The organism is Achromobacter spanius (genome assembly GCF_002812705.1).
GTDB lineage: Bacteria > Pseudomonadota > Gammaproteobacteria > Burkholderiales > Burkholderiaceae_B > Achromobacter > Achromobacter spanius.
On the sequence record NZ_CP025030.1, the window covers coordinates 5056955 to 5079430 of the forward strand.

At 65.1% G+C, this 22476-nt stretch carries 20 protein-coding genes; 14 read left to right on the plus strand and 6 right to left on the minus strand.

The features are described 5' to 3' along the window. The first annotated feature begins 15 nt into the window (after nucleotides 1–15). From CVS48_RS22815 to CVS48_RS22850, 8 genes are all read left to right on the plus strand, one after another. Nucleotides 16–1776, plus strand: a complete 1761-nt coding sequence (locus CVS48_RS22815) for an ABC-F family ATP-binding cassette domain-containing protein (protein ID WP_100856424.1) — start codon at nucleotides 16–18, stop codon at nucleotides 1774–1776. Between the two features lie 110 nt (nucleotides 1777–1886). Beyond that, the gene (locus tag CVS48_RS22820) at nucleotides 1887–2399 is read left to right on the plus strand and encodes a winged helix DNA-binding protein (protein WP_100856425.1); all 513 of its coding nucleotides are present in this window, start codon (nucleotides 1887–1889) and stop codon (nucleotides 2397–2399) included. Between the two features lie 9 nt (nucleotides 2400–2408). Further along, nucleotides 2409–4262, plus strand: coding sequence for an ABC transporter ATP-binding protein (locus tag CVS48_RS22825; protein WP_167401043.1), 1854 nt, complete (start codon nucleotides 2409–2411; stop codon nucleotides 4260–4262). 54 nt (nucleotides 4263–4316) lie between these two features. Further along, the gene (locus CVS48_RS22830; RefSeq protein WP_100856426.1) at nucleotides 4317–5849 is read left to right on the plus strand and encodes an ABC transporter substrate-binding protein; all 1533 of its coding nucleotides are present in this window, start codon (nucleotides 4317–4319) and stop codon (nucleotides 5847–5849) included. Nucleotides 5850–5895: 46 nt separating this feature from the next. Next, the gene (locus CVS48_RS22835; protein ID WP_100856427.1) at nucleotides 5896–6819 is read left to right on the plus strand and encodes an ABC transporter permease; all 924 of its coding nucleotides are present in this window, start codon (nucleotides 5896–5898) and stop codon (nucleotides 6817–6819) included. 5 nt (nucleotides 6820–6824) lie between these two features. Continuing rightward, a complete protein-coding gene (locus tag CVS48_RS22840; protein ID WP_100856428.1) occupies nucleotides 6825–7691 on the plus strand; it encodes an ABC transporter permease in 867 nt (288 codons plus the stop codon). Nucleotides 7692–7763: 72 nt separating this feature from the next. Then, nucleotides 7764–9515: a M14 family metallopeptidase gene (locus CVS48_RS22845; RefSeq protein ID WP_100856429.1), complete on the plus strand. Its 1752-nt coding sequence runs from the start codon at nucleotides 7764–7766 to the stop codon at nucleotides 9513–9515. Nucleotides 9516–9529: 14 nt separating this feature from the next. Next, complete coding sequence (locus tag CVS48_RS22850) at nucleotides 9530–9967, plus strand: acetyltransferase (RefSeq protein ID WP_100856430.1); 438 nt, start codon at nucleotides 9530–9532, stop codon at nucleotides 9965–9967. Between the two features lie 281 nt (nucleotides 9968–10248). Here CVS48_RS22850 and CVS48_RS22855 read toward each other — a convergent pair whose 3' ends face one another. The 6 genes from CVS48_RS22855 to CVS48_RS22880 form a co-directional block, all read right to left on the minus strand. Beyond that, a complete protein-coding gene (locus tag CVS48_RS22855; RefSeq protein ID WP_100856431.1) occupies nucleotides 10249–10431 on the minus strand; it encodes an oxidoreductase-like domain-containing protein in 183 nt (60 codons plus the stop codon). A 9-nt stretch (nucleotides 10432–10440) separates the two neighbouring features. Beyond that, a complete protein-coding gene (locus tag CVS48_RS22860; RefSeq protein ID WP_100856432.1) occupies nucleotides 10441–11016 on the minus strand; it encodes a GNAT family N-acetyltransferase in 576 nt (191 codons plus the stop codon). A gap of 136 nt (nucleotides 11017–11152) precedes the next feature. Beyond that, nucleotides 11153–12547, minus strand: coding sequence for a lytic murein transglycosylase (locus CVS48_RS22865; RefSeq protein WP_242001187.1), 1395 nt, complete (start codon nucleotides 12545–12547; stop codon nucleotides 11153–11155). Between the two features lie 309 nt (nucleotides 12548–12856). Then, nucleotides 12857–14152, minus strand: coding sequence for an MATE family efflux transporter (locus tag CVS48_RS22870; RefSeq protein ID WP_100857816.1), 1296 nt, complete (start codon nucleotides 14150–14152; stop codon nucleotides 12857–12859). 116 nt (nucleotides 14153–14268) lie between these two features. Beyond that, nucleotides 14269–14631: an SEL1-like repeat protein gene (locus CVS48_RS22875; protein WP_100856434.1), complete on the minus strand. Its 363-nt coding sequence runs from the start codon at nucleotides 14629–14631 to the stop codon at nucleotides 14269–14271. 54 nt (nucleotides 14632–14685) lie between these two features. Continuing rightward, complete coding sequence (locus CVS48_RS22880; protein ID WP_242001186.1) at nucleotides 14686–15405, minus strand: hypothetical protein; 720 nt, start codon at nucleotides 15403–15405, stop codon at nucleotides 14686–14688. 158 nt (nucleotides 15406–15563) lie between these two features. On the opposite strand from CVS48_RS22880, the gene CVS48_RS22885 reads away from it, so the two are divergent. The 6 genes from CVS48_RS22885 to CVS48_RS22910 all read left to right on the plus strand — a co-directional run bounded on the left by CVS48_RS22885 (nucleotide 15564) and on the right by CVS48_RS22910 (nucleotide 22471). Next, on the plus strand, nucleotides 15564–16499 hold the full coding sequence (locus tag CVS48_RS22885) for a LysR family transcriptional regulator (protein WP_100856436.1): 936 nt from the start codon (nucleotides 15564–15566) through the stop codon (nucleotides 16497–16499). 77 nt (nucleotides 16500–16576) lie between these two features. Continuing rightward, nucleotides 16577–17527, plus strand: coding sequence for an adenosine deaminase (locus tag CVS48_RS22890; RefSeq protein ID WP_100856437.1), 951 nt, complete (start codon nucleotides 16577–16579; stop codon nucleotides 17525–17527). 136 nt (nucleotides 17528–17663) lie between these two features. Further along, nucleotides 17664–18935 (plus strand): carboxylesterase family protein, encoded by a 1272-nt coding sequence (locus CVS48_RS22895; protein ID WP_100856438.1) that lies wholly within the window; start codon nucleotides 17664–17666, stop codon nucleotides 18933–18935. A gap of 69 nt (nucleotides 18936–19004) precedes the next feature. Next, on the plus strand, nucleotides 19005–19964 hold the full coding sequence (locus CVS48_RS22900) for a Bug family tripartite tricarboxylate transporter substrate binding protein (protein ID WP_100856439.1): 960 nt from the start codon (nucleotides 19005–19007) through the stop codon (nucleotides 19962–19964). Between the two features lie 127 nt (nucleotides 19965–20091). Beyond that, entirely contained in the window at nucleotides 20092–21480 is a 1389-nt protein-coding gene (locus tag CVS48_RS22905) for an amidohydrolase (RefSeq protein WP_100856440.1), read from the plus strand. Nucleotides 21481–21667: 187 nt separating this feature from the next. Further along, complete coding sequence (locus CVS48_RS22910) at nucleotides 21668–22471, plus strand: aspartate dehydrogenase (RefSeq protein WP_100856441.1); 804 nt, start codon at nucleotides 21668–21670, stop codon at nucleotides 22469–22471. Nucleotides 22472–22476 lie beyond the last annotated feature (5 nt).

The window sequence follows — 22476 nt, forward strand, 5'->3', positions numbered from 1 at the left end:
TTCGGAGAGCTATCCATGGCCCGGTCTTCCAGCGCGCCGCCTTCGACGCAATCCCCGACGCATCCGTCCCGCGTCACGTCCCCCTTCGTCGCATCTCCTTCTGTCACGTCCCCCGCGCTCGGTTCCGCCTTCCTCAGCTTGCAGCACGTCACCTTGGCGCTGCCCGACGGCCGCGTGCTGCTTGACGACGTCAGCCACGAGTTCACCACCGCGCGCCATGGCCTTATCGGCCGCAACGGCGCGGGGAAATCGGTGCTGCTAAGGGTGATGCTTGGCGCGCTGGCCCCGCAGTCAGGCCGTGTCGTGCGCCACGGGCGCATGGCCCATGTGCCGCAGACGCCAAGCTACTGCCCCGACACCACGCTGGCCGATGTCGCCGGCCTGGGCGCCGTCGTCCGCGCCCTGTCCAACATCGAAGCGGGCAGCACCGATCGCGCCGATTTCGATCTGGCCGAAGGCCATTGGCTGATCCATCAGGATTGGGCGCGGATGCTTGCCGGCGCCGGCCTGCCGGACTGGCCGCTGACGCACCCCGCCCACGTGGCCAGCGGCGGTGAATTGACCCGCGTGACCCTGGCAGGCGCGCTGCTGCAAGGCGCCGACGGCCTGCTGCTGGACGAACCCACCAACCACCTGGACGCCCGTGCACGCGATTGGCTGATCGAAAAAATCAGCGCATGGCGCGGCGCGCTGATTGTCGTCAGCCACGACCGCCGCCTGCTGGATGTCATGGCCAATATCGTTGAACTCAACGGCGGCGCGCTAAGCGGGCACGCCGGCAACTACAGTGCCTGGCGCGCCCAGCGGGACAGGCAGGATGCTGCCGCCGACGCCGCCCTGGAGCACGCCCGCAACGAACGCGCGGCCGGCTTGCGCGCGTTGCGGCAACAGCACGATGCGCAGCAGCAACGCAGCGCGCGCAATAGCCGCAATGCCCGCGAGTCCAATCAGGCGGCCATCCTGCTTAGCGCCAAAAAGGCCAATGCCCAAGCCCATGCCGGGCGCGACCGGTTGCGCCGCCTGCAAGCGGGCGCCGCGCTGGAAGACGCCGTCAGGCTGGCCGCCTTGCGGGCGCCCCCAACGCCGGGCGTGGCCTTGGCCTTGCCCGACACCACGGTGCCCGCCGGACGGCGCGTCCTGCATCTGGAAGCCGCCCGGCTTCCCTTTCCGGAACAGGCGCAACCGATCAGCTTGAGCCTGGCCGGCCCTTTTCGGCTGGCGATCCAAGGGCCCAATGGCTGCGGCAAAAGCACGTTGCTGGCGATGCTGGCGGGCGATCTGCCGGCCCGTTCCGGCCGCTGCGATGTGCGCGTACCCACCGCCATGCTGGACCAACGCGCTGGCGCATTGCCCGCACATGCATCGCTACTGCAAACCTTGGACGCCCTGGGCGCGCCGCTGTCGCAGGGCGAACTGCGCAGCCGCCTGGCCCTGCTGGGCCTGGGACCGGCTCTGGTCCAGGCGCCCGCCGCCACCTTGAGCGGCGGCGAACGCATCAAGGCCGCGCTGGCCGCCGCGCTATGGCGCAAGCAGCCCGCCCAATTGCTGCTGCTGGACGAACCCACCAACCATCTGGACATGGCGTCGGCCCAGGCGCTGGAAGACGCGCTGGCGCAATACCCCGGCGCCATGGTGGTGGTGTCGCACGATGCCGTGTTCCTGGAACGGATCGAGCCCACGCATTGGTTGACGTCCAACGACGATGGCACCTGGTCACTGCGGGAAAGCACGCCCGATACGGATCGTTCAACGGCGGCAATCACTGGCACGCCGTAACGCGATCCGATTGCTTTATTACCCAGGGTTATCCCGAATGCCTCCATAACAACAAATCGTCAATAATTCGCCAACGTTTTGTCATCGAACCGTCCCCACACACGCCTGTCATGTCTGCATCCATCCGGGACGCCATCGTTTCTTCCGCCCATCTCGCTACCTCTGCCCCGCAGTTGTCCGAGGTGGAGTTCGGCCTGATCATCGCGTCCCACGCGTTCAATCGCTGGATGGTGCGCTGCATGGCTTGCGCCGGCCTGCCTGACCTGACTTCCTTGGACATCCTGGTGCTGAACCACGTGTTTCACCGAGGACGCGGCAAGAAGCTGGCCGACATCTGCTTCACGCTGAACGTCGAAGACACCCACCTGGTGAACTACTCGCTGAAAAAGCTGGAGCGGCTGGGTGTGGTGCAAAGCGCCAAGACGGGCAAGGAAGTGATCTACACCACCACCGACGCCGGCGCTGCCGCCATTGCGCGCTACGCCGAAGTGCGCGAGCAATGCCTCGTCAAATCGTTCATCGACTCCCCCGCGGCGGACGAGGCCAGCCACCAATTGGCCAACACCCTGCGCGCCCTCTCGGGCCTGTACGACCAAGCCGCCCGCGCCGCCACCTCGCTGTGAGAATCCACGTTGTCTAGCACCACCGCTTCTTCTACCGCCCCGCTGTTGTCCGTGCGCGGCGTATCGGTTGACTTCAATACCGACAACGGCGTGTTCCGCGCTGTCGACGGCCTGGACTTCGACGTCAAGCCGGGCAGGACGCTGGCCATCGTGGGCGAGTCCGGGTCGGGCAAGTCGGTAACGTCCATGGCCATCATGCGCCTGACGGATTACTCCAACGGCCGCGTCGCCACGGGCCAGATCCTGTTTCGCGACAACGATGGCCGCGAAACCGACCTGACCCAGGCCACCGACGAGCAGATGCGCGCCATACGTGGCAACGACATCGCCATGATCTTCCAGGAACCGATGACGTCGCTGAACCCGGTGTTCACCATTGGCGACCAGATCGTGGAAGCCATCATGCTGCACCAGCAACTGTCGCGCTCGGCCGCGCGCCAGTCGGCCCGCAAGCTGCTTGAAAAAGTGCGCCTGCCGGACGCCGAACAACTGCTGGACCGCTATCCGCACCAGTTGTCGGGCGGCATGCGCCAGCGCGTGATGATCGCGATGGCACTGTCATGCCAGCCGCGCCTGTTGATCGCCGACGAACCCACCACCGCGCTGGACGTCACCATCCAGGCGCAGATTTTGAACACCATTCGCGAATTGCAACGCGACCTGGGCACCGCCGTCATCTTCATCACGCACGACATGGGCGTGGTGGCCGAGATGGCCGACGACGTGGTCGTGATGCTGCGCGGCAAGAAGGTCGAGCAAGGCACTGTTGATGAGATCTTCAACGCGCCCAAGCATCCGTACACGCGCGCGCTGCTGGCCGCCGTGCCGCGCCTGGGCAGCCTGACCGGCCGCGACCTGCCGCTGCGCACGCCGCAAACCGTGCTGGACGGAGACACCCTGCGCGAAGTGGGCGAAACCCGCGAACAAGACACCGCCAGCTACGACGAACCCGTGCTGCGCGTGGAAAAACTGACCACCCGCTTTGACGTCGGCCACAACCTGTTCGGCCGCGTCACGCATCGCGTGCATGCGGTGGAAGAAGTCAGCTTTGATGTCTACCCCGGCGAAACGCTGGCGCTGGTGGGCGAATCGGGCAGCGGCAAGTCCACCATCGGCAAGACCTTGCAGCAACTGGTGGCGCCGACCTCGGGCGCGGTGCGCTACAACGGCCAGGACATTTTTTCGATGGACGCCGCCGGCCGCCAGCGCCTGCGCCAGGAAATCCAGTACATCTTCCAGGATCCGTACGCATCGCTGGACCCGCGCAAGACCGTAGCCTTCAGCATCGCCGAACCGATCCGCACGCACGGCCTGTTGCATGGCGAAGACGCCATCGCCCGCCGCGTGGGCGAACTGCTTGAGCAAGTGGGCTTGAAGCCCGAGCACGCCACGCGCTATCCGCATGAATTCTCGGGCGGCCAGCGCCAGCGCGTGTGCATCGCGCGCGCCTTGGCCAGCAACCCCAAGCTGATCATTGCCGATGAATCCGTCTCCGCGCTGGACGTGTCCATTCAAGCGCAGATCCTGAACCTGCTGATGGATCTGCAAAAAGACCGTGGCTTGTCGTACCTGTTCATCACGCACGACATGGCGGTGGTGGAAAAGGTGAGCCATCGCGTGGCGGTGCTGTACCTGGGCCAGATCGTGGAACTGGGTACGCGCCGGCAGATCTTCGAATCGCCGCAGCATGCCTACACGCGCAAGCTGCTGGCCGCCGTGCCGGTGGCCGAGCCCGGCCGCCATATTGATACCTCGCTGATCGAAGGTGAAATTCCCAGCCCGGTACGCCGCGTCGGCGACGAACCGGCCATCATTCCGCTGACTGAATTCGCGCCCGGCCATCAAGTGGCCCGCGCGGCGTAGCAGCAGCCCCCTTTTTTTCTCGGTGTGATCCGAGTTCCCGTCCCTGGAGCGACCATGCAATTTTTCCGCACCACTTTCACCGCCACCGCCCTGACCCTGGCGTTGGGCGGCGCACTGCCCGCCGTCCTGTCGACCGCGCATGCCGCGGGCACGCTCAGCGTGGCCATCAACCAGGACCCGGGTAGCTGGGACCCCATCGACACCTTCGTGACCTTCTGGGGTTCGGTGGGCGGCAACCTGTACGACGGCCTGACGATGCGCGGCGCCGACCTGAAGCTGCAACCGGGCCTGGCCACCAGCTGGGAATACCTGGACGAGAACAAGCGCCTGCGCTTCAAGCTGCGCGAAGGCGTCAAGTTCCACAACGGCGAACCCTTCAACGCCGAAGCCGTGAAGTTCACGTTTGAACGCCTGCTGGGCGCGGAAGGCGCCAAGGGCCCGCAAAAGTCCAACTACGACTCCATCGGCGAGATCAAGGTGGTGGACGAATACACCGTCGATTTCATCCTGAAGCAGCCTGACCCCGTGCTGCTGACCAAGCTGGCCGGCTACGGCGCCATGATCGTGCCGCCCAAGTACATCAAGGAAAAGGGCGAGGACTACTTCAACACGAACCCGGTCGGCACCGGCCCGTTCAAGTTTGAAAGCTACCAGCCCAAGGTCAACGTGACGCTGGCGCGCAACGACGAGTACTGGGGCGGCAGGCCCAAGCTGGACAAGGTTGTGTACCGCTTCATCAGCGAACCCGGCACGCAAGTGGCCGAGCTGCAAGCCGGCCGCATCGACATCGCCACGCTGATCCCGCTGGGCCTGATCGACACCGTGAAGAAGTCCGGCAACGCCGACGTCATCTCGACGGGCGGCCCGGTCGCCTACGCGCTGCGCTACAAAACCACGGGCGGCATCACCCAGAACCGCGACGTGCGCCGTGCGCTGATCATGGCGGTGGACCGCGAGGCCATCGTCAAGCAGTTGCTGCTGGGCCAGGCCAAGGTCATCGCCAGCTTCCAGGGCCCGCAATCGTTCGGCTACAACCCCGAGCAAAAGCCCCTGCCCTTCAACCCCGCCGAAGCCAAGAAGCTGCTGGCAGCCGCTGGCGTGAAGCCGGGCGCCACCGTGCAGATCGACGTGCGCGGCAGCGATTCGAACTTCCGCGAAGTGGCCCAGGCCGTGTCTGGCTACCTGCAAGGCGTGGGCGTGCGCGCCACCATCAAGCCGTATGAAACCGGCGTGCTGCTGAACGACATCATCCCGGGCGGCAAGACGGGCGAGATGTGGCAAAACCAATGGGGCGGCTGGACGTATGACTACGACAACACCGCGTACCTGATGTATCACACGGGCCAGAAGTGGAACCCGTATGACAAGGACGCCAAGCTCAACGGCATGCTGGAAGCGCAACGCACCGTCTATGACGTGAAGAAGCGCGAAGCCATGCTGCAGGAAATTGCCGCGTACGTGGCCGACCAGGCGCTGGAAATGCCGCTGTACAGCCTGAACACGATCGTCGGCGTGAACAAGCGCGTGAAGAACCTTGAAGTCCCGGGCGACATCCGCTTCCGTTTCCTCAACGCGACCGTCGAGTAAGCATCAACCCAACGATCCGCCCCGGTGAAAACCGGGGCGGCGCCTCATGACCGGATTTCTCATCAAACGCGTGTTGCAGGCGGTCTTCGTGATCGTCGCCGTGACACTGCTGGTTTCCTATGCCGTGCGCTTGACCGGCGACCCCGCGCTGATGCTCAGCCAGGGTTCGGGCAGCGTCACCGAACAAGACCTGGCCAACATCCGCCAGGCGCTGGGGCTGAACCGCCCCTTCCACGAGCAATACCTGTCGTACATGCAGGGCCTGTTGCACGGCGATTTCGGCCGCAGCTTCATGGGCGGCACGTCGGTTGCCAAGCTGATCGGCGACGCCCTGCCCGCCACGCTGATGCTGGCGTTTACGTCATTGATCGTGTCGATTCTGATTTCGTTGCCGCTGGGCATCCAGGCTGCGATCAAGCGCGGCAAGTCCACGGACCAGGCCATCCGCATCCTGTCGCTGGTGGGGCTGTCGTTTCCCAACTTCTGGCTGGCGCTGATGCTGGTGCTGCTGTTGTCGATCACCTTTCCGCTGCTGCCGCCTTCGGGCTGGAGCGGGCCAGCCAGCCTGGTGCTGCCGTCCTTGACGATGGCCATCATTCTTAGCGCCACCAACATCCGCCTGGTGCGCACCACCATGCTGGAAACGCTGTCGGCGCAATACATCATGGTGGCGCGCAGCAAGGGCCTGAAAGAGCGCGTGGTGCTGTACAAGCACGCGCTGCGCAACTGCGCGATTCCGCTCATCACGTATCTGGGCCTGCAATTCGGCGGCCTGATCGGCGGCATCGTCGTGATTGAAATGGTCTTCAACTGGCCTGGACTGGGCACGCTGGCCTTCGACGCCATTTCCGGCCGCGACTATCCGGTGCTGCAAGGCACGGTCACCGTGCTGGCCGCCGTCATCGTCCTGGTCAACCTGATCGTCGACATTGCCTACGGCATCGTCGACCCCCGTATCCGCACGCGCTAAGCCTTATGCAGACAACCACACCCCCCGCCGCGCCCCAGGCCTTCAAGCCGCGCAGCCGCTACCGTTCGCTGGAATTCGTGCTGGGCGCCATCCTGACGGGCGTCATGATCCTGCTGGTGCTGACGTCCGGCTGGCTGTTTCCCGACGGCGGCGAATCCATGGACCTGGCCTCGCGTTTGATGGCGCCGTTCACGTCGGCCGCGCATCCCTTCGGCACCGACCCCTTGGGCCGCGACGTGCTGGCCCGCGTGATCGTGGGCGGCAAGATCTCGCTGATGGTGGGCTTTGCCTCCGTCATCGGCGGCGCGCTGCTGGGCATCATCATGGGCCTGATCGCCGGCTACTACCGTGGCTTCTGGGACATGGTCGTCATGCGCTTTGCCGACGTGCAACTGGCGCTGCCGTTCATCCTGGTGGCCATCACGTTCATCGCCATCCTGGGTGGCGGCCTGTTCAACGTGATCTTCTTCATGATCGTGTCGCAGTGGGTGCAGTATGCGCGGCTGGTGCGCGCCCAGGTGCTGGCGCTGCGCGAGCGCGAGTTCGTGCTGGCCGCCCGCGCCTTTGGAGTGCGCGACCTGGCCATGATCCGCCATCACATCGTGCCCAACCTGCTGGGTCCGCTGGTCATCCTGATGACCTTGAACGTGGCCAACAACATCCTGCTGGAAAGCAGCCTGACCTTCCTGGGCTTGGGCGTGGATCCGATGATTCCCAGTTGGGGCGGCATGCTGGCCGATGGCCGCACTTACATGCAGACCGCATGGTGGGTCAGCGTCTTCCCCGGCCTGGCGATCATGCTGACCGTGCTGGGGCTTAATCTGTTGGGAGATTGGTTGCGAGACCGCCTGGACCCGACCGGAAAGGTGTAAAAGATCAGATGCCCCGCAAGGGGCATTTTTCTCTTTGCCGGATGCCGCAAGAACCCCGAAGGAATACGACGCATGTCTTTGCTTGAAAAATCATTTGACCGCACGCTGGACGCCTGGACCCATTCCTATCTGGCGCCCGTCTGGCGCGGCGCGGTGGTGGAAGGCTGGCTGTTTGAAGGTGTTGACGCGCGCCGTGCGGCAGAGGCGCGGCTGGCGCAGGCCGGCGTCACCGCGCGCTTTCGCAGCGCCTACAAGCCGCTGCTGCATTACTTCCTGGAAGAAGTCAATCGCGAAGGCCTGGTGTCGGTGCTGGTGCGCTATCCGCTGCACGAACACGCGCTGCCCAAGCGCTTTACGCTGGAAGCCTATCCGCTGGTCGCGTTGCTGGAAGGCGTGCGCGTCGTGATGCAGGAAGGCGGGTCCGATCTGCACCACGATCTGCACTACGACGTCACCCTGAGCTACGCCGATGGCCGCACGGTCGAGTCCCGCGTTTTCGCGCCCAACGTGCTGGGCGCGGCGCAAGATGGCACGCCCGAACTATCGCCCACGGGCTGGCTGCGCGTGCGTGATGCCGACGGGGCGGTGCAGACCGACGGCGCCCAAGCCACCGAATACCAGCAAGTGTTCCGCAGCATCGTGGACACCGTGCGCAACCATGCCTGGGGCGCGCACGAACCGTATTTCGACCGTCTGGAAATCCGGGTGGACCTGCCCGGCATGGACTTCGCGCTGCCGGTGGACGAAGAAATCGTCAGCACTTTTGAAGCCCTGCACGAAGACGTTTACTTCACGCTGCTGGAACATTTTCAGCACCACTCCGGCCGGCCGTCGGGCGACCGGGGCTTGCAGCCCGGCCAGATCATTCCCGACATCCGCCGCCATGACGGCGCGGCGCGTGTGCAAATTTCGCTTGAACCGTTTGCCCCGGTCGCTCCGGTTACGCCCGCCCTGCCCGATGCGCCGCTGGCGCAACGTCGCGAACCACTGACGGCCGCCCAGATTGCCGGCTGTGTGGCGGCGTTTGGCGGCGACACCTTTCAGGCGGTATCGCGCCAGGGGCGCCCGGTGCTGGGCACCTATGTGCGCGGACCCGGGCCGGCCGTCTTCATCTCGGGCGCGCAGCACGCCAATGAAACGTCCGGCATTGTCGGCGCGCTGCGCGCGGCGCAAACGTTGGCCGAACGCGGCAACGCGCACTTTGCGCTGGTCGCCGCCGAAAACCCCGATGGCTACGCCCTGTTCAACCGCCTGCGCGAACATCATCCGCGCCACATGCTGCACGCCTCGCGCTACAGCGCGCTGGGCGACGACATCGCCTACCGCGAACATGCACCGTTCTTTGAACGCGACGCGCGTCATCAGGCGCAGGCAATCAGCGGCGCGCAGTTGCACATCAACCTGCACGGCTACCCCGCGCATGAGTGGACGCGCCCCCTGTCCGGCTATCTGCCGCGCAACTTCGAGCTGTGGACCATTCCCAAGGGATTTTTCCTGGTGTTGCGCCATCATCCGGGCTGGCGCGCGCGCGCGCACCGGCTGATCGAAGGGGTCACCGCGCGCCTGGCCGCCAACGTGACCGGGCTGGTGGAATTCAACGCCCGCCAACTGGAACTCTTTCACGCACACGCGCTGGAAACCGGCTTCGAGGTCATGAACGGCATTCCGGTACAGATCACGGAGACGGATCGCGAGGATTTGCCCATGGCCTTGATTTCCGAGTTTCCGGATGAAACCGTCTACGGCGACCGCTTTGTCTTCGCGCATACTGTGCAAATGGAAACCGTCCTGGCCGCGACCGACCTGTATCGCTCGGGACTGTAAACACCAACAAGAACATGAATATCCGAGAACGCAACCACGGCGACGACCTGGCCTTGGCGGACATCTGGCTCCGCTCGGTCCGCGCCACGCATTCCTTCCTGACGGAAAAGGAAATCCAGGCGATGTACCCGCAGGTCCTCAACACCTATCTGCCATCGGTGCGGGTGTGGGTCTGTGAGGACGGCGACGGCGAGATCGCCGGCTTCATGGGGCTGTCAGGCAACAAAGTCGAAATGCTGTTCGTAGACGCCAGCAAACGGGGCAAAGGCGCCGGCCGCCGCCTGCTGAATTTCGCGCGCTCGCTGCACGGCACCCTGCTGGTGGACGTGAATGAACAGAATCCGCAAGCACACGGTTTTTACAAACATTACGGTTTCGTCGACACCGGCCGCTCCGCCCACGACGACGCCGGCCGCCCGTTTCCGATCGTGCATATGAAGCTGGCGGGTTGAGGGAAGCGATTGCGATGGGCTGCTTGATGGGTTTGCGCGTTGAAGGTCTGCTTTCTTCTATTTACCCGTGCGCGCTACACCCATCCTACGGCCTTCCGCGTGCCAATCGTAGGATGGGTGTAGCGCGAAAGACTGGCCAATAGAACGCGACTGCATAACGCGCGTAACCCATCGAACAGCGGCGCCATCCAATCGATCGCGATCATTGAGATGGGCTGCTTGATGGGTTTGCGCGCTGGGCATCTGCTTTCTTCTATTTACCCGTGCGCGCCACACCCATCCTACGTGCCTTCCGCTTCATGCCTTATTCGCCACGCTTTCATGGCCTGGCGGTACTTGTCCATGGCTTCGTCGTACATGTCGTACACGCACGGGATGCAGCCGCTGTTGCAGCATTCTTCCGGCGCGGGGCGTTCGGGGGGGACGGGCTGGGGATCGTCGTCGGGAATCGGGGTGGTGCTCATAGCCGAATGTTAACGCCGGGGCTGTCGCGTGTAGTCGGTGGCACTTTGACGCGCCTGCCAATCCGCGCGACGGATCTCGTAGCGCACCTTGACATTGGTGCCGTTGCCCGCCGCTTCGCCGACATAACGCATGCCGCTCTTTTCCAGCACGCGGCGTGACGCCGTATTGGATTGGATCGCCACCGCGCACAGCGCGTCGACCGGCAGCAGTTTGAAGCCCAACGAGATCAGCGCCGCTGAAATCTCCACGGCATAGCCACGGCCCCAGCATTCCGGCGCAAACGCATAGGCAAGCTCAATGGCGCCCTGCTCATCAGACACCGTGTACTTCAAGCCCGCGCGTCCGGCCAGCGTGCCCGTTTCCCGATCTTCCAGCACATACATGCCGTAGCCGTGGTCCAACCAATGAGCCTCGTTTTGCGCCAGATACAGCCGGCTGGCGGCGGCGTCGCGCGTGCCGCCCATCGTGGCCATCACGTCGGGATTGGTGTGCATCTGCTCGATAAACGGCAGATGCGCCTGGCTCATGCGCTGGGCACGCAACCGAGGGGTCAGGAATACGTCAGGGAAACCAGCGGACGGCATGACATTCTTTACGAAGATAGGGCGGGGATCCATCATAGCGGTGCTTGGCAGCCTATGGCATCCACCGCCCCATCAATGGCGAATGCCGCGCCGTTCAGACGCCAGCATTCGCCTCGCCCTGATGCGGGCGGCAGCCTTACTTGGACGGGCGGGCGCGCAAGGCGTCGGGCTTGTCGGCCTTGAGCGCGTCCAGGATCCGCTTGCCTACCCGACCATCTTGCGGCAGGCCACGGCGCTCTTGTTCGGCGCGCACGGCATCGCGGGTTTTGGCGCCGGGGATGCCGTCCGCTTCGCCCACATCGTAGCCACGTCCGTAAAGCGCCTCTTGCAATTCCTTGATCTCGGCGCGAGACAGGCCAGGGTCATCGGTAGGCCAGGCCGTGATGATGCCCGGACGGCCCTGCAAGCGGTTCAGCAACAACGACACCGCCAGGCCGTAACGGCGCGACTGGTTGTAGTGCAGGATGGCGTCGAAGTTGACTGTAGCCAGAAACACCGGCCCCTTGGCGCCGGTGGGCGCAAACAGATAGGCCTTTTCATCGTTGCCAGACGGCAGCTTCAGGACCGAACCATCACCCTGCTTCAACCCGGCTTGCGCCCATTGCGCAATGGTGCGGCGGTCTTGCGAACCCACGTATTCCGCGTCGGGTTCAGGCGGGATCGAAGCAGCCACGTCAGCCGGCACGCGCACTTCCACCACGGCGGGCAGGCCGTGCGTCCACTTGGCGCGGCGCTTGCGCAGGTGGTTGGCGGTGGAGGCCAGCGCGTCGGGCAGCGAATGGTAGAGGTCGATGCGGCCATCGCCATCACCGTCTGCCGCCAGTTCATAGAAAGACGTCGGGATGAACTGCGTCATGCCGAACGCACCGCTCCAGGAACCCACGAAGCTATCGGCCGGCACGGTCCCGTCGCGCAGCAGCCGCACCGACGCGTAAGCGTTCTTTTCCCACAGGGTCTTGTTCTCGGTGCAGGCGCGCGTCAACCAGGCGTTCAGCACATCGGTCTTGCCGATCTGCCGGCCGTAGTTGGTTTCGATACCAAAGATGGCGACCAGCGTCGCGGGGTCCACCTGGTATTGCTGCCCGATGGCGGACAGTTGCGGCCCCACCTTCTTCATCACGGCCAGGCCGTCGTTGACGCGCTCATCGTCCACGGTCTTGGCGATGTAGTCCCACCAGCTTTCGCGCCCTTCCGGCTGGCCCTTGGCCGACGCAACGGTCGTGGGCAGCAGCTTGGCGTTGGCGGTGTACTTGTCCCAATCGGCGACGGTCAAGCCATTGGCGGTGGCGCCGTTGCGCAACTTGGCGATACACGCCTTGGTGTCAAGCTCGGTCGGAATGATGACGGTGGGGGCTGCGGCAGCAGGTGCGGCGGTGGCTGCGGGTGTGGCAGCGGCGGCTGGCGTTGCAGACCCCGCGGAAGGCGCCGTTGCCGGCGCCGGCGCGGCTGCTGCCGGGGTAGCAGCGGGGGCCGCCGTCTTTGCCGCTTCCTGCGCGGCGACCACATCGTCAAAGCTGCGCTTGGGCGTCAAAGCCGGTTGCGGCTGTGCCGGCGCGGGCGTTGTCTGCGCGCGCGATCCGGTGGCGGACGCGGGCGATTGTGCCTGGGCGGCGCCCGCGGCCGCGGCCGTGAGGCAAGCCGCAAGCACAACACGGGAAAGGGTATCGATTCGAGGGCGTGATGAAGGCTGACGCATGGTAATCCTGAAAAATCGAAGTCAGCCAGGATCGTACCGCGACGGGCGGTTGAAATCGAACGCGCAGCTTGGCGCAATATTGGCGCGCCCCATCGCCGCCCCCTGGGCCGCGCCTCTGCGCGCCAATCTACTATCCCGGCCTCACTACGCGGAGCGACCCGTGCCGGACTCACCCGGCGGGCCGCGCAGTACGCGCAGGCAGAGGCTCATCGCGATCACGCTGAACAGCGCAAAGCCCAGCGTCTGCCCCAGCAGCACGCCTTCGGCGCCGCCGTAATGGGCGCCCAACCACACGAACGGCAAGGTCCCCACGGTAGCCCGCAACCATCCGATGACCGTGGAGTAAGTGGCGTATCCCAGGTTGTTGAACACGGCAATCGCCACGAAGAACAGGCTGTTCACCGCCCACGCGAAGCTGCCGAATCGGCAAAAGAAGATGATCAGGTCGCGCCCCGGTCCGGCCACCTGGAACATGTCGGCCACCCAGGGGGCAGCCAGCGCCAGCACCATGGCAGCGGCAAAGCCGTACAGCAAGGCCCAGCGCGAAGTCAGCCACACCGTTTGTTTCACGCGGTCCCATTGGCCCGAGCCCAGGTTCTGCCCAAGAATGGGACCAATCGCACCGGGCAGCACGAAGTACAGGGAATACGCCAGTTGCAGCACCCGGTCCACCACCGTTGCCCCCGCCATGACACTGGGGCCAAAGGTGGCATAGGTGGATACCGTGAAGATCACGGCCGCCGGCGTCGCCAATGCGGTCAGCGCGGCGGGCAATGCAATCTTGCCGATGGCAGCCAGATCAGCCAGCAGCGCTTGCCGAGCGGGCCACGCCACCAGGCGATGTTTGCCGAACACCAGCCAGGCGCCCAGCACCACCGTCGCCACCCGCCCCACCCCACCCGCCCAGGCAATGCCTTCCATGCCGCCGTCCAGGATGAAGATGACAATGGGGTCCAGCACCGCCACCGTCGCGGTGCCGGCCAGCAACACCCACATGGACTGCCGGCCGCGTCCGGACGCCCGCAGCAGGTTGGACAGCATCATGCCCACGCCCATCACAATCGCGAACGGCGTCGTGATCAACACATACGACAAGAGGTGCTCGCGCACGTCCTGGGCCAGCCCGATCGCTGCCGTGAACGGACCGATCGCCGTCAGGAAGATGGCACCGGCAGCCAGCGCGGCGCCTGCCATCAGGATCAACGATGCGCCCGACAACGTGCGTGCGCGCGCCATGTTCCCCGCGCCCAATGCGCGCGACACCAACGCGGCGCCGCCCACGGTCACGCCGATGCAGACCGAGGTAATGGTGAACTGCGTCATCGACCCAAAGCCCACCGCGCCCAGCACCGCTTCGTCTTGCAGCGTCCCCAGGTACAGCAACGACAAGAACTCCACGGCAAACACGGCCAGCATGCTGGCCCACCCGGTCAGGACCATTTCAAGCACATGCGGTCCCAGCGGCCCGGACACGAACCGGGCGCGCGTGCCGTCGGGGGGTGAGGCGGCGGGTGTCGAGGAGGATCGGGCCGTAGCCGGTACGTTCAAGGCGATGCCTACCGCGCCGCCGCCTGCCCGCGCAATTGCGCCAGACGCTCGATGGAAGCCTCATGCCCCTGGGCAGCGGCCGTCTCGTACCAGCGCAGCGCCTCTTTCATGTCCACCTGTTCCAGCATCAGGCCCTGCATGAACTGTGCCTCGGGGTTGCCGCGTTGCGCGTCGGCCAGCAAGGCTCGCAGGGCCTGGGCGTCTTCGCGTGGCGATTCACCATAGACGTGGGCGTTGCTGCCCACCGGGTCTTCGATCAGCCCGCGCAGTGAAGGCGCCGTGTGGGCGAACTGGTGGCGCCAGAACAAGGCAACCAGCAGCGTGAACGCAATCAAAAGCAAGGTCGAGATAAACAGGCTTTTACGTGTCATGAGTCAGAAGCACATCGGCAAGCCGCAACCGCGGCATCGCCTGGTTGAAAAACATCAGCGGGCAACCGGGGCGAACCAGTATTGCCACACGCTGCTTTCGTTGGAATACCACGGCAACATTCCGATGCTGTCCGACTCGCGCTGCACGGTCACCAGCAGGCCGCCTGCCTGCGGACGGAATATCGCCACGTGGCGCCTGACGCCCATGGATTCATGTTGGCGCCAGTCGTGCCGCACGCTGACCCACAGCCGGCCTTGCGTGCAGCCGGTATAGCGGCGGATGTCGTCCGGCATGTAGAACCCGCCCTCGCCGGACTTGGCCGCCGGATCCTCGCCGCCATCCAGCATGGGCAAGCGCGCCACGGAACGCGCACCCTGCCCGTCCAGGGCCAACACGTTCCATCCCTTGCCGTCGGCCGACAGCGACACCGTCGCGGCGGGCGTAGAGCGCCATTCCGGCAAGAGCGTGTCACGCATGCCGGGCAGCGCCAAGGGATACAGGAAAAAAGTGCGCAGATCCTTCAGCGAGTACGAGGGTTCACCCGAGCGCAACTCGCCCTGGGCGCGGTAGGTGCCCGCCAAGTCCGGGCATTGGGCCGGGTCCGACGCCAGCACCACCGGCGTTTCGCTCTTGAAAGACGGCCACTTTACCGACACCTCATCCACGCGGGAAACGCCGCAGCCGCTTAGTGCAAGCGCCATCAGCCCGGCCCCCGCATACTGGGCAAGCCGCCGCGCGCGGGGTGTGGAAATAGCGGATAGGGATGGATGCATGATGTGCCTTTCTTGCCGCCGCACGGGCGGCCTACGCAGCGTGCGGCGCGATGGGTTCGAGGCCTCGCTTGGCGACGAACTATATCTGAATCCCGCATCGCCGTTGCCAAGCCTGGCGCGGCAGAGAATAATCGGCACATCGCCACCGGCCGCTTCCCATGACACCGTTCCGAGGAAAACTCCGCATCCGGCACCTGGAAATCGTGCTGACCGTCTCCGAATTGGGCAACCTGTCCAAAGCGGCGGCGCAGTTGCACAGCACGCAGTCGGGCTTGTCGCGCGCCATCGCTGAAATCGAAGAGCTGGTTGGCGCGCGCCTGTTCGAGCGCACGGCCAAGGGCACGACCTGCACGCCGCTGGGCGACGCCATGTGCCGCCATGCCCGCCTGCTGCTTACTGACTTCCGCAAGGCCGAGATTGATCTGGCCGCCGTGTCGCGCGGCGACGAAGGCAGCCTGACGGTCGGCTGCTTTTCCATGTTCGCGGGCTGGCCGGTGGCTGAAGCCGCGCGTTCATTCCGCCAGGCCTATCCGCGCATCACGCTCACCATCGAGATCGGCACGCACGAGCGCCTGATCGAAGACCTGGACGCGGGTGCGCTGGACGTGCTGATCAGCCGCTTTTCGTCCACCGTCAACCCGCAGGTATACCGGTCCACGACCTTGCTGGAAGACCCCGTCGTGCTGGGCTGCGCCACGAATCATCCGCTGGCGGGGCTGCCGGACACCACGCTGGCCGACTATGTGGCTTACCCCTGGATTACCGCGTTGCCCGGCAGCCGCATCCGTGGCGAACTGGAAATGTCGCTGCGCCAGGCCGGTTTGGCAATTCCGGATATGATCGGCGCCCTGTCCCTGGAGTTTGGCCGCGAAATGCTGCTGGACGGGCACTACCTGTGGATGCTGCCCGGCAGCGTGGCCGCCGTCCGCCAGGCGCGTGGCGAACTGATCGTGCTGCCCGCGCGCCCCGCCATCAAGAAGTCGCCCCTTGCCGCGATATGGCGGCGCGATCGCCCCAGCACCCGACAGGCGCGCGCCTTCGCGGCGCACCTGGAGCAAGCCATCCAGGCGGATCAGACCGCGCTTGCCGCGTAAAGCACACGCTCAGGCCCCCGCGCTTACGCCTCCGCAATTAATCCTCATTGATCACGCCCCTTTTTATCGGAGCACCCATGTACGACTGGCTCAACGCACTGCCCAAGGCGGAACTGCACCTGCACCTGGAAGGCTCACTGGAACCCGAGCTGCTGTTCCAGTTGGCGCAACGCAACGGGGTTGCGCTGCCCTGGCCCGACATCGATGCCCTGCGCGGCGCCTATAACTACGGCAATCTTCAGGAATTCCTGGACCTGTACTACATGGGCGCCAACGTCTTGCGCACCGAACAGGACTTCTACGACCTGACCTGGGCCTATCTCCTGAAGTGCCGCGAGCAGAACGTGGTGCACACCGAACCCTTCTTCGACCCGCAGACGCACACCGACCGTGGCATTCCCTTCGCCGTCGTGCTGGAGGGCATCAGCCGGGCACTGGAAGACGGGCGCAAGCAACTGGGCGTATCCAGCGGGTTGATCCTGAGCTTTCTGCGCCACCTGCCCGAAGAACAGGCGATGCGCACCCTGGACGAGGCCCTGCCCTATCGCGACGCCTTTGTCGCCGTCGGCCTGGACAGCAGCGAAATGGGCTTTCCGCCGCGCCTGTTCCAGCGCGTATTCGACCGCGCCCGCGCCGAAGGCCTGCCCGCCGTGGCGCACGCGGGCGAGGAAGGCCCGCCGGAATACATCTGGGAAGCGCTGGACCTGCTGAAGGTGCTGCGCGTGGACCACGGCGTGCGCGCCGCCGAAGACCCGAACCTGATCGCGCGGCTGATCGACGAACAGATCCCCCTGACCGTCTGTCCGCTATCCAACACGCGGCTGCGCGTGTTCGAACACATGCGGGACCACAACATCCTGAAGCTGTTGGACGCGGGCGTGAAAGTCACGGTGAACTCCGACGACCCGGCTTACTTTGGCGGCTATGTGAACGAGAACTTCCATGCGCTGCATGAGCATCTGGGCATGACGCAGGAACAGGCCAAGGCGCTGGCGGACAACAGCCTGGATGCGCGGATCGTGAAGTGAAGCGGTGGCCATGCGTGTTCCGCATGGCCTTGATCAAATCCGGCATGACTGCACTGCCCCGTTCATCCCTACCATTAAGCCTTCCGGCGACGGCGCCTTTCGCGCCAGCCGCATCACAACCAGGCAAGGGGCAGATATGGGTCAACCCGTCCAGGCGGCGCTGCGAGCCGGCACGCTGACCGGCGTGCGAGAAGCCAGCGGCGTGTGTCGCTACAGCGCCATTCCCTATGCGCAGGCACCCGTGGGCAGCCTGCGTTTTGCGCCGCCGCAGCCACCAACGTGGCGCGGCGAGCGCGACGCCACCCGGGCGGGGCCGGTATCGCCACAACTGCCCTCGCGGCTGCGCGAGGCCATGGGCGATTTCGATACCCCGCAATCCGAAGACTGCCTGCACCTGACGGTGTGGACGCCAGGCGCGGGCCAACAGCGCCGGCCGGTGGTCGTGTGGTTGCATGGCGGCGCGTGGCAAAGCGGTGGCGGCGCGCTGGACTGGTACGACGGTGCTGGCCTGGCGGCGCGTGGCGACCTGGTGGTCGTGGCCGTCAACTATCGCCTGGCCGCATTGGGCTGGCTCTATGTGCCGGGGCAGACCGCCAACGTGGGCCTGCTGGATCAGGAAGCCGCCATTGATTGGGTGCTGGACAACATCCAGGACCTGGGCGGTGACCCCGAACGCATCACGCTCATGGGCCAATCGGCCGGCGCGTCGTCCATCTGCGCGATGTTGGCGCGCCGTCCGCGCTTTTCGCGCGCCATTCTGCAAAGCGCCGCGCTGGGTCGGGGGTTCCGCACCGCATCCCAAGCCGACGCGCTGGGACGTGCCTTTCTACAAGCCGCCGGCGTTGATACCCTGGAAGCCGCGCGCGCGCTTCCCGTGTCCGCATTGCTGGCCGCGCAGCAGGCGCCCGCCGTGGCCGACGCGCTACGCGCCGAAGGCAGCAGCCGCAGCCAATTCGGCCCCGTTCTGGACGGACAGGTATTGCCCGAAGACATTGCACCGGCACTGCGCCAGGCCGCGTCGCGCGCGGATGTGCTGGTGGCGTATACCCGCGACGAAATGGCCGCGTTTCCCGGCCATGCCGTGGATGCGGCCAGCAGCAAGATGGGCGACGAGGTTTTCGGCGCGCCTTCCCGCCTGTGGGCGCAAGAGGCGTTGGCCCAAGGTCGCCAAGCCTGGTTGGCGCGCTTTGACGTGGCGCCTTCCGTGCGCTTCGGCGCCTGCCATTGCATTGAATTGCCCTTCGTGTTCGGCACGCTGTCGGCCTTTGCCGATGCGCCCATGCTGGCAGGGTTGGGCCAAGCTCACGCTGAACAGCTGGTGGCGCAGACCCAGCGTGCATGGATAGCGTTCATACGCGGCGATGCACCTGACTGGCCGATGGCGCCGCATCAGCAACTGCTGGCCTGAACTATCGGGCGGCGCAGCCAAGCGAATAAGCAAAGCAAACAAACCAAGCAACACAACAAGGGGAATTCCATGTTCAAGCAAACCGTGCTGGCGCTTGCGCTGCTGGCGCCATTGGCCGTTCAGACCGCGCAGGCCGCCTATCCCGACAAAGCAGTGAAGATCATCGTGTCGAATCCGCCGGGCGGGCCGGTGGACGTGATGCTGCGCGTTCTGGCCAGCAAGCTCGGCGCGGCCTGGGGCCAGCCTGTGGTGGTCGAAAATCGGCCCGGCGCGTCCGGCATCATCAGCACCAGCGCGCTGGTCAAGTCCGCGCCCGACGGCTACACCCTGGGCATGGTGGTGGCCTCGTCGGTCACCATCGTGCCCTTCGCGGTGGACAGCCTGCCGTTCGATACCGAAAAAGATCTGCAACCCATTTCACTGGTGGCGCGCACGCCGTTCATTTTCATCGTGCCCAAGGACAGCCCCATCAAGACCTGGGACGACTTTGTGCGCGAGAGCAAAACGCGCAGCCTGAGCGTGGGCTCGTTTTCAATCGGCACAGCGTTCCACCTGGTGTGGGAACAGACCGCGCGGCGCGCGGGAATCACGGCGTTGTACGTGCCATCGTCGTCATCGGGCAAGACACAAAACGATCTGATCGGCGGCCAACTGGATGTGGGCCTGGATGCGCCCTCCAGTTCGAAGGGTTTGATCGACAGCGGCCGGCTGCGTGCGTTGGCCATCACCAGCCCGCAACGTTTCGGCGGCTTGCCCGACACGCCGACGCTGAAGGAATCCGGTTTGAAGGACTACGCGCCGCAACCCTGGATTGGCCTGATGGCGCCCGCCGGCGTGCCGCAAGACCGCGTGGCGCTGATCCAGAAAGCCGTGTCGGACATCTTGAAGCAGCCGGAGATGCGCGCCCAAATGGAAACGCTGGGGATGATACCCATCGGCAGTACCCCTGCGGAACTCGCGTCCACGATCAAGGCGGATCGCGCCGATATGGCGCCGCTGATCAAGGAGTTGGGCATCAAATTGCAGTAGCAAAAATTTCACGGCTCGGAATCAAACGGGCCGGAATTTAAGCATCCGTAACAAACGCGCCGGCCGCGCCGCGCTTGGGTAAGATCCTCAGCCAATAACAGGTTAACAACCACGAGGAGACCACCCCATGCCGTCTTGCAAACCGCTGTTCCGGCTGGCGCCGCTGGCGCTCGCCGCCCATCTTCTGATCGCTGGCCCGGCCGCCGCGCAACCGGCGCCCGGCACGCAAGGCCCGCTGATGCCCGCGCCCAATGCGGCGCTGTCCGAGCAGATCGAGCAGCGCGCCCGTGCCATTGAGGACAAACTCATCGCGTGGCGCCGCGACATTCATCAGCACCCCGAATTGGGCAACCAGGAAACGCGCACCGCCAAGCTGGTCGCCGACCATCTGCGCGCGCTGGGCATGGACGTGAAGACAGGCGTGGCCGGCACGGGCGTTGTTGCGGTGCTCAAGGGTGGCAAGCCCGGCCCGGTTGTCGCGCTGCGCGCCGACATGGATGCGCTTCCCGTCAAGGAACAGGTGGACGTGCCCTTCGCGTCGAAAGCCAAGGGCACGTATCTGGGCAAGGAAGTCGACGTCATGCACGCCTGCGGCCACGACACCCACACCGCCATCCTGATGGCCACGGCTGAAGTGCTGGCCGGCATGAAAGACCAGTTGCCCGGCAGCGTGAAATTCATCTTCCAGCCCGCCGAGGAAAGCCCCGCCGACTTCGAACCCGACGGCAAGAAGATCTGGGGTGCCAAGATGATGGTGCAGGAAGGTGTGTTGGAAAATCCCAAGGTGGACGCCATCTTCGGCCTGCACGTGTCCAGCGCCTATCCGGCGGGTTGGCTGTCGTGGCGCAGCGGCCCCGCCATGGCGGCGGCGGACCAATTCTGGATCGACGTCACCGGCAAACAGACGCACGGCGCGCGCCCCTGGTCGGGCATTGATCCTATCGTCGTCAGCTCGCAGATCATCCTGGGCCTGCAGACCATTCCCAGCCGCCAGATCAACAGCATGCTGGAGCCCGCCGTCATCACCGTGGGCGCCATCCACGGCGGCAACCGCATGAACATCGTGCCGGACAGCGTGGCCATGACGGGCACCATCCGCACCTACGACGAAGGCATGAAGAAGGACATCCACCAACGCATCGCCCGCACCGCCGACATGATTGCGCAAAGCGCCGGCGCCCGCGCGGATGTGCGCGTGGTCGAGCTCTACAACGCCACCGTCAACCCACCCGCCTTGACCGAGCAAATGGGCGCGACGCTGCGGCGTGTGGCGGGCGAAGGCAACTATGGTCTGCAACCCAAGTCCACGGCGTCGGAGGACTTTTCCTTCTATCAGGAAAAGGTGCCGGGCATGTTCTTCTACCTGGGCGTCACGCCCAAGGGCACCGACGTGGACAAGGCCGCCCCCAACCATTCGCCGCGCTTTTACGTGGATGAATCGGGTTTGATCAACGGCGTGCGTGCCCTGTCCAACCTGACCATCGACTACCTGGCCCGCGCGCAACAAGGAACCTGACCAACGCCTTGCGGCCATCCCGCATTGACGCCCGGCCAGCCCCTGGATACATTGGCCGGCAACCCTGCGCCATCGACATCGATGGCGTTGCCTTTTTTACCCCGAGTGCGTTTGCGTTTGCGTCTGCGTTTAGGTGTACGTGTACGTGGACGCCTCGGGGCCAATCCGCATCAACCCAGGAATTTCCATGAACAGCTACCGCGTCGGCATCGCCGGCTTCGGCGCCATCGGCCAGGCCGTGGCGCAATCCCTGGATGCCGGGCTACCCGGCCTGACCCTTGCCGCCGTTGCGGTACGCGACCCCAAGGCCGCGCCCGACTTTGCGTGGACCCAGGCAGCACCGGTCTTCACCACCATCGATGCGCTGCACGAGCATTGCGATGTGGTGGTGGAATGCGCGCCCGCGTCGGTGTTCCGCAACATTGCCGAACCCGTTCTGCGCGCCGGCAAGAAGATGGTGGTGCTGAGTTCCGGCGCGCTGCTGCGTAACGATGACCTGATCGAACTCGCCCGCCAGCATCACGGGCAGATCCTGGTGCCGTCGGGCGCCATCCTGGGGCTGGACGCCATCACCGCCGCCGCCGAAGGCGTCATCCACTCCGTCACGATGATCACCCGCAAGCCGCCGCGCGGCCTGATGGGCGCGCCCTACCTCACCGACAACAACATCAATCTTGAAGGCCTGACCGAACCGCGCCTGATCTTCCGGGGATCGCCGCGCGAAGCCGCCACGGGTTTCCCTGCCAATTTGAACGTGGCGGTAAGCGTGTCCTTGGCGGGCATCGGGCCCGACAAGACCACGCTGGAAATCTGGGCCGACCCGTCCTTGGAACGTAACGTGCACCGTGTGGAAGTCGTGTCGGATGCCGCCATGTTCTCGATGGAAATCCAGAACATTCCGTCCGCCAACCCCAAGACCGGCCGCATCACCGCGCAAAGCGTCATCGCGGCGTTGCGCAAGCTGACCGGGCCGTTGCGCGTGGGGACCTGAGCCGA

What these genes read in the sequence shown, in the direction of transcription:
- CVS48_RS22815 (WP_100856424.1), top strand. Translation starts at nt 16, where the DNA reads ATGGCCCGGTCTTCCAGCGCGCCGCCTTCGACGCAATCCCCGACGCAT.
- CVS48_RS22820 (WP_100856425.1), top strand. Translation starts at nt 1,887, where the DNA reads ATGTCTGCATCCATCCGGGACGCCATCGTTTCTTCCGCCCATCTCGCT.
- CVS48_RS22830 (WP_100856426.1), top strand. Translation starts at nt 4,317, where the DNA reads ATGCAATTTTTCCGCACCACTTTCACCGCCACCGCCCTGACCCTGGCG.
- CVS48_RS22835 (WP_100856427.1), top strand. Translation starts at nt 5,896, where the DNA reads ATGACCGGATTTCTCATCAAACGCGTGTTGCAGGCGGTCTTCGTGATC.
- CVS48_RS22840 (WP_100856428.1), top strand. Translation starts at nt 6,825, where the DNA reads ATGCAGACAACCACACCCCCCGCCGCGCCCCAGGCCTTCAAGCCGCGC.
- CVS48_RS22845 (WP_100856429.1), top strand. Translation starts at nt 7,764, where the DNA reads ATGTCTTTGCTTGAAAAATCATTTGACCGCACGCTGGACGCCTGGACC.
- CVS48_RS22850 (WP_100856430.1), top strand. Translation starts at nt 9,530, where the DNA reads ATGAATATCCGAGAACGCAACCACGGCGACGACCTGGCCTTGGCGGAC.
- CVS48_RS22855 (WP_100856431.1), bottom strand. Translation starts at nt 10,431, where the DNA reads ATGAGCACCACCCCGATTCCCGACGACGATCCCCAGCCCGTCCCCCCC.
- CVS48_RS22860 (WP_100856432.1), bottom strand. Translation starts at nt 11,016, where the DNA reads ATGCCGTCCGCTGGTTTCCCTGACGTATTCCTGACCCCTCGGTTGCGT.
- CVS48_RS22870 (WP_100857816.1), bottom strand. Translation starts at nt 14,152, where the DNA reads ATGGTCCTGACCGGGTGGGCCAGCATGCTGGCCGTGTTTGCCGTGGAG.
- CVS48_RS22875 (WP_100856434.1), bottom strand. Translation starts at nt 14,631, where the DNA reads ATGACACGTAAAAGCCTGTTTATCTCGACCTTGCTTTTGATTGCGTTC.
- CVS48_RS22880 (WP_242001186.1), bottom strand. Translation starts at nt 15,405, where the DNA reads ATGCATCCATCCCTATCCGCTATTTCCACACCCCGCGCGCGGCGGCTT.
- CVS48_RS22885 (WP_100856436.1), top strand. Translation starts at nt 15,564, where the DNA reads ATGACACCGTTCCGAGGAAAACTCCGCATCCGGCACCTGGAAATCGTG.
- CVS48_RS22890 (WP_100856437.1), top strand. Translation starts at nt 16,577, where the DNA reads ATGTACGACTGGCTCAACGCACTGCCCAAGGCGGAACTGCACCTGCAC.
- CVS48_RS22895 (WP_100856438.1), top strand. Translation starts at nt 17,664, where the DNA reads ATGGGTCAACCCGTCCAGGCGGCGCTGCGAGCCGGCACGCTGACCGGC.
- CVS48_RS22900 (WP_100856439.1), top strand. Translation starts at nt 19,005, where the DNA reads ATGTTCAAGCAAACCGTGCTGGCGCTTGCGCTGCTGGCGCCATTGGCC.
- CVS48_RS22905 (WP_100856440.1), top strand. Translation starts at nt 20,092, where the DNA reads ATGCCGTCTTGCAAACCGCTGTTCCGGCTGGCGCCGCTGGCGCTCGCC.
- CVS48_RS22910 (WP_100856441.1), top strand. Translation starts at nt 21,668, where the DNA reads ATGAACAGCTACCGCGTCGGCATCGCCGGCTTCGGCGCCATCGGCCAG.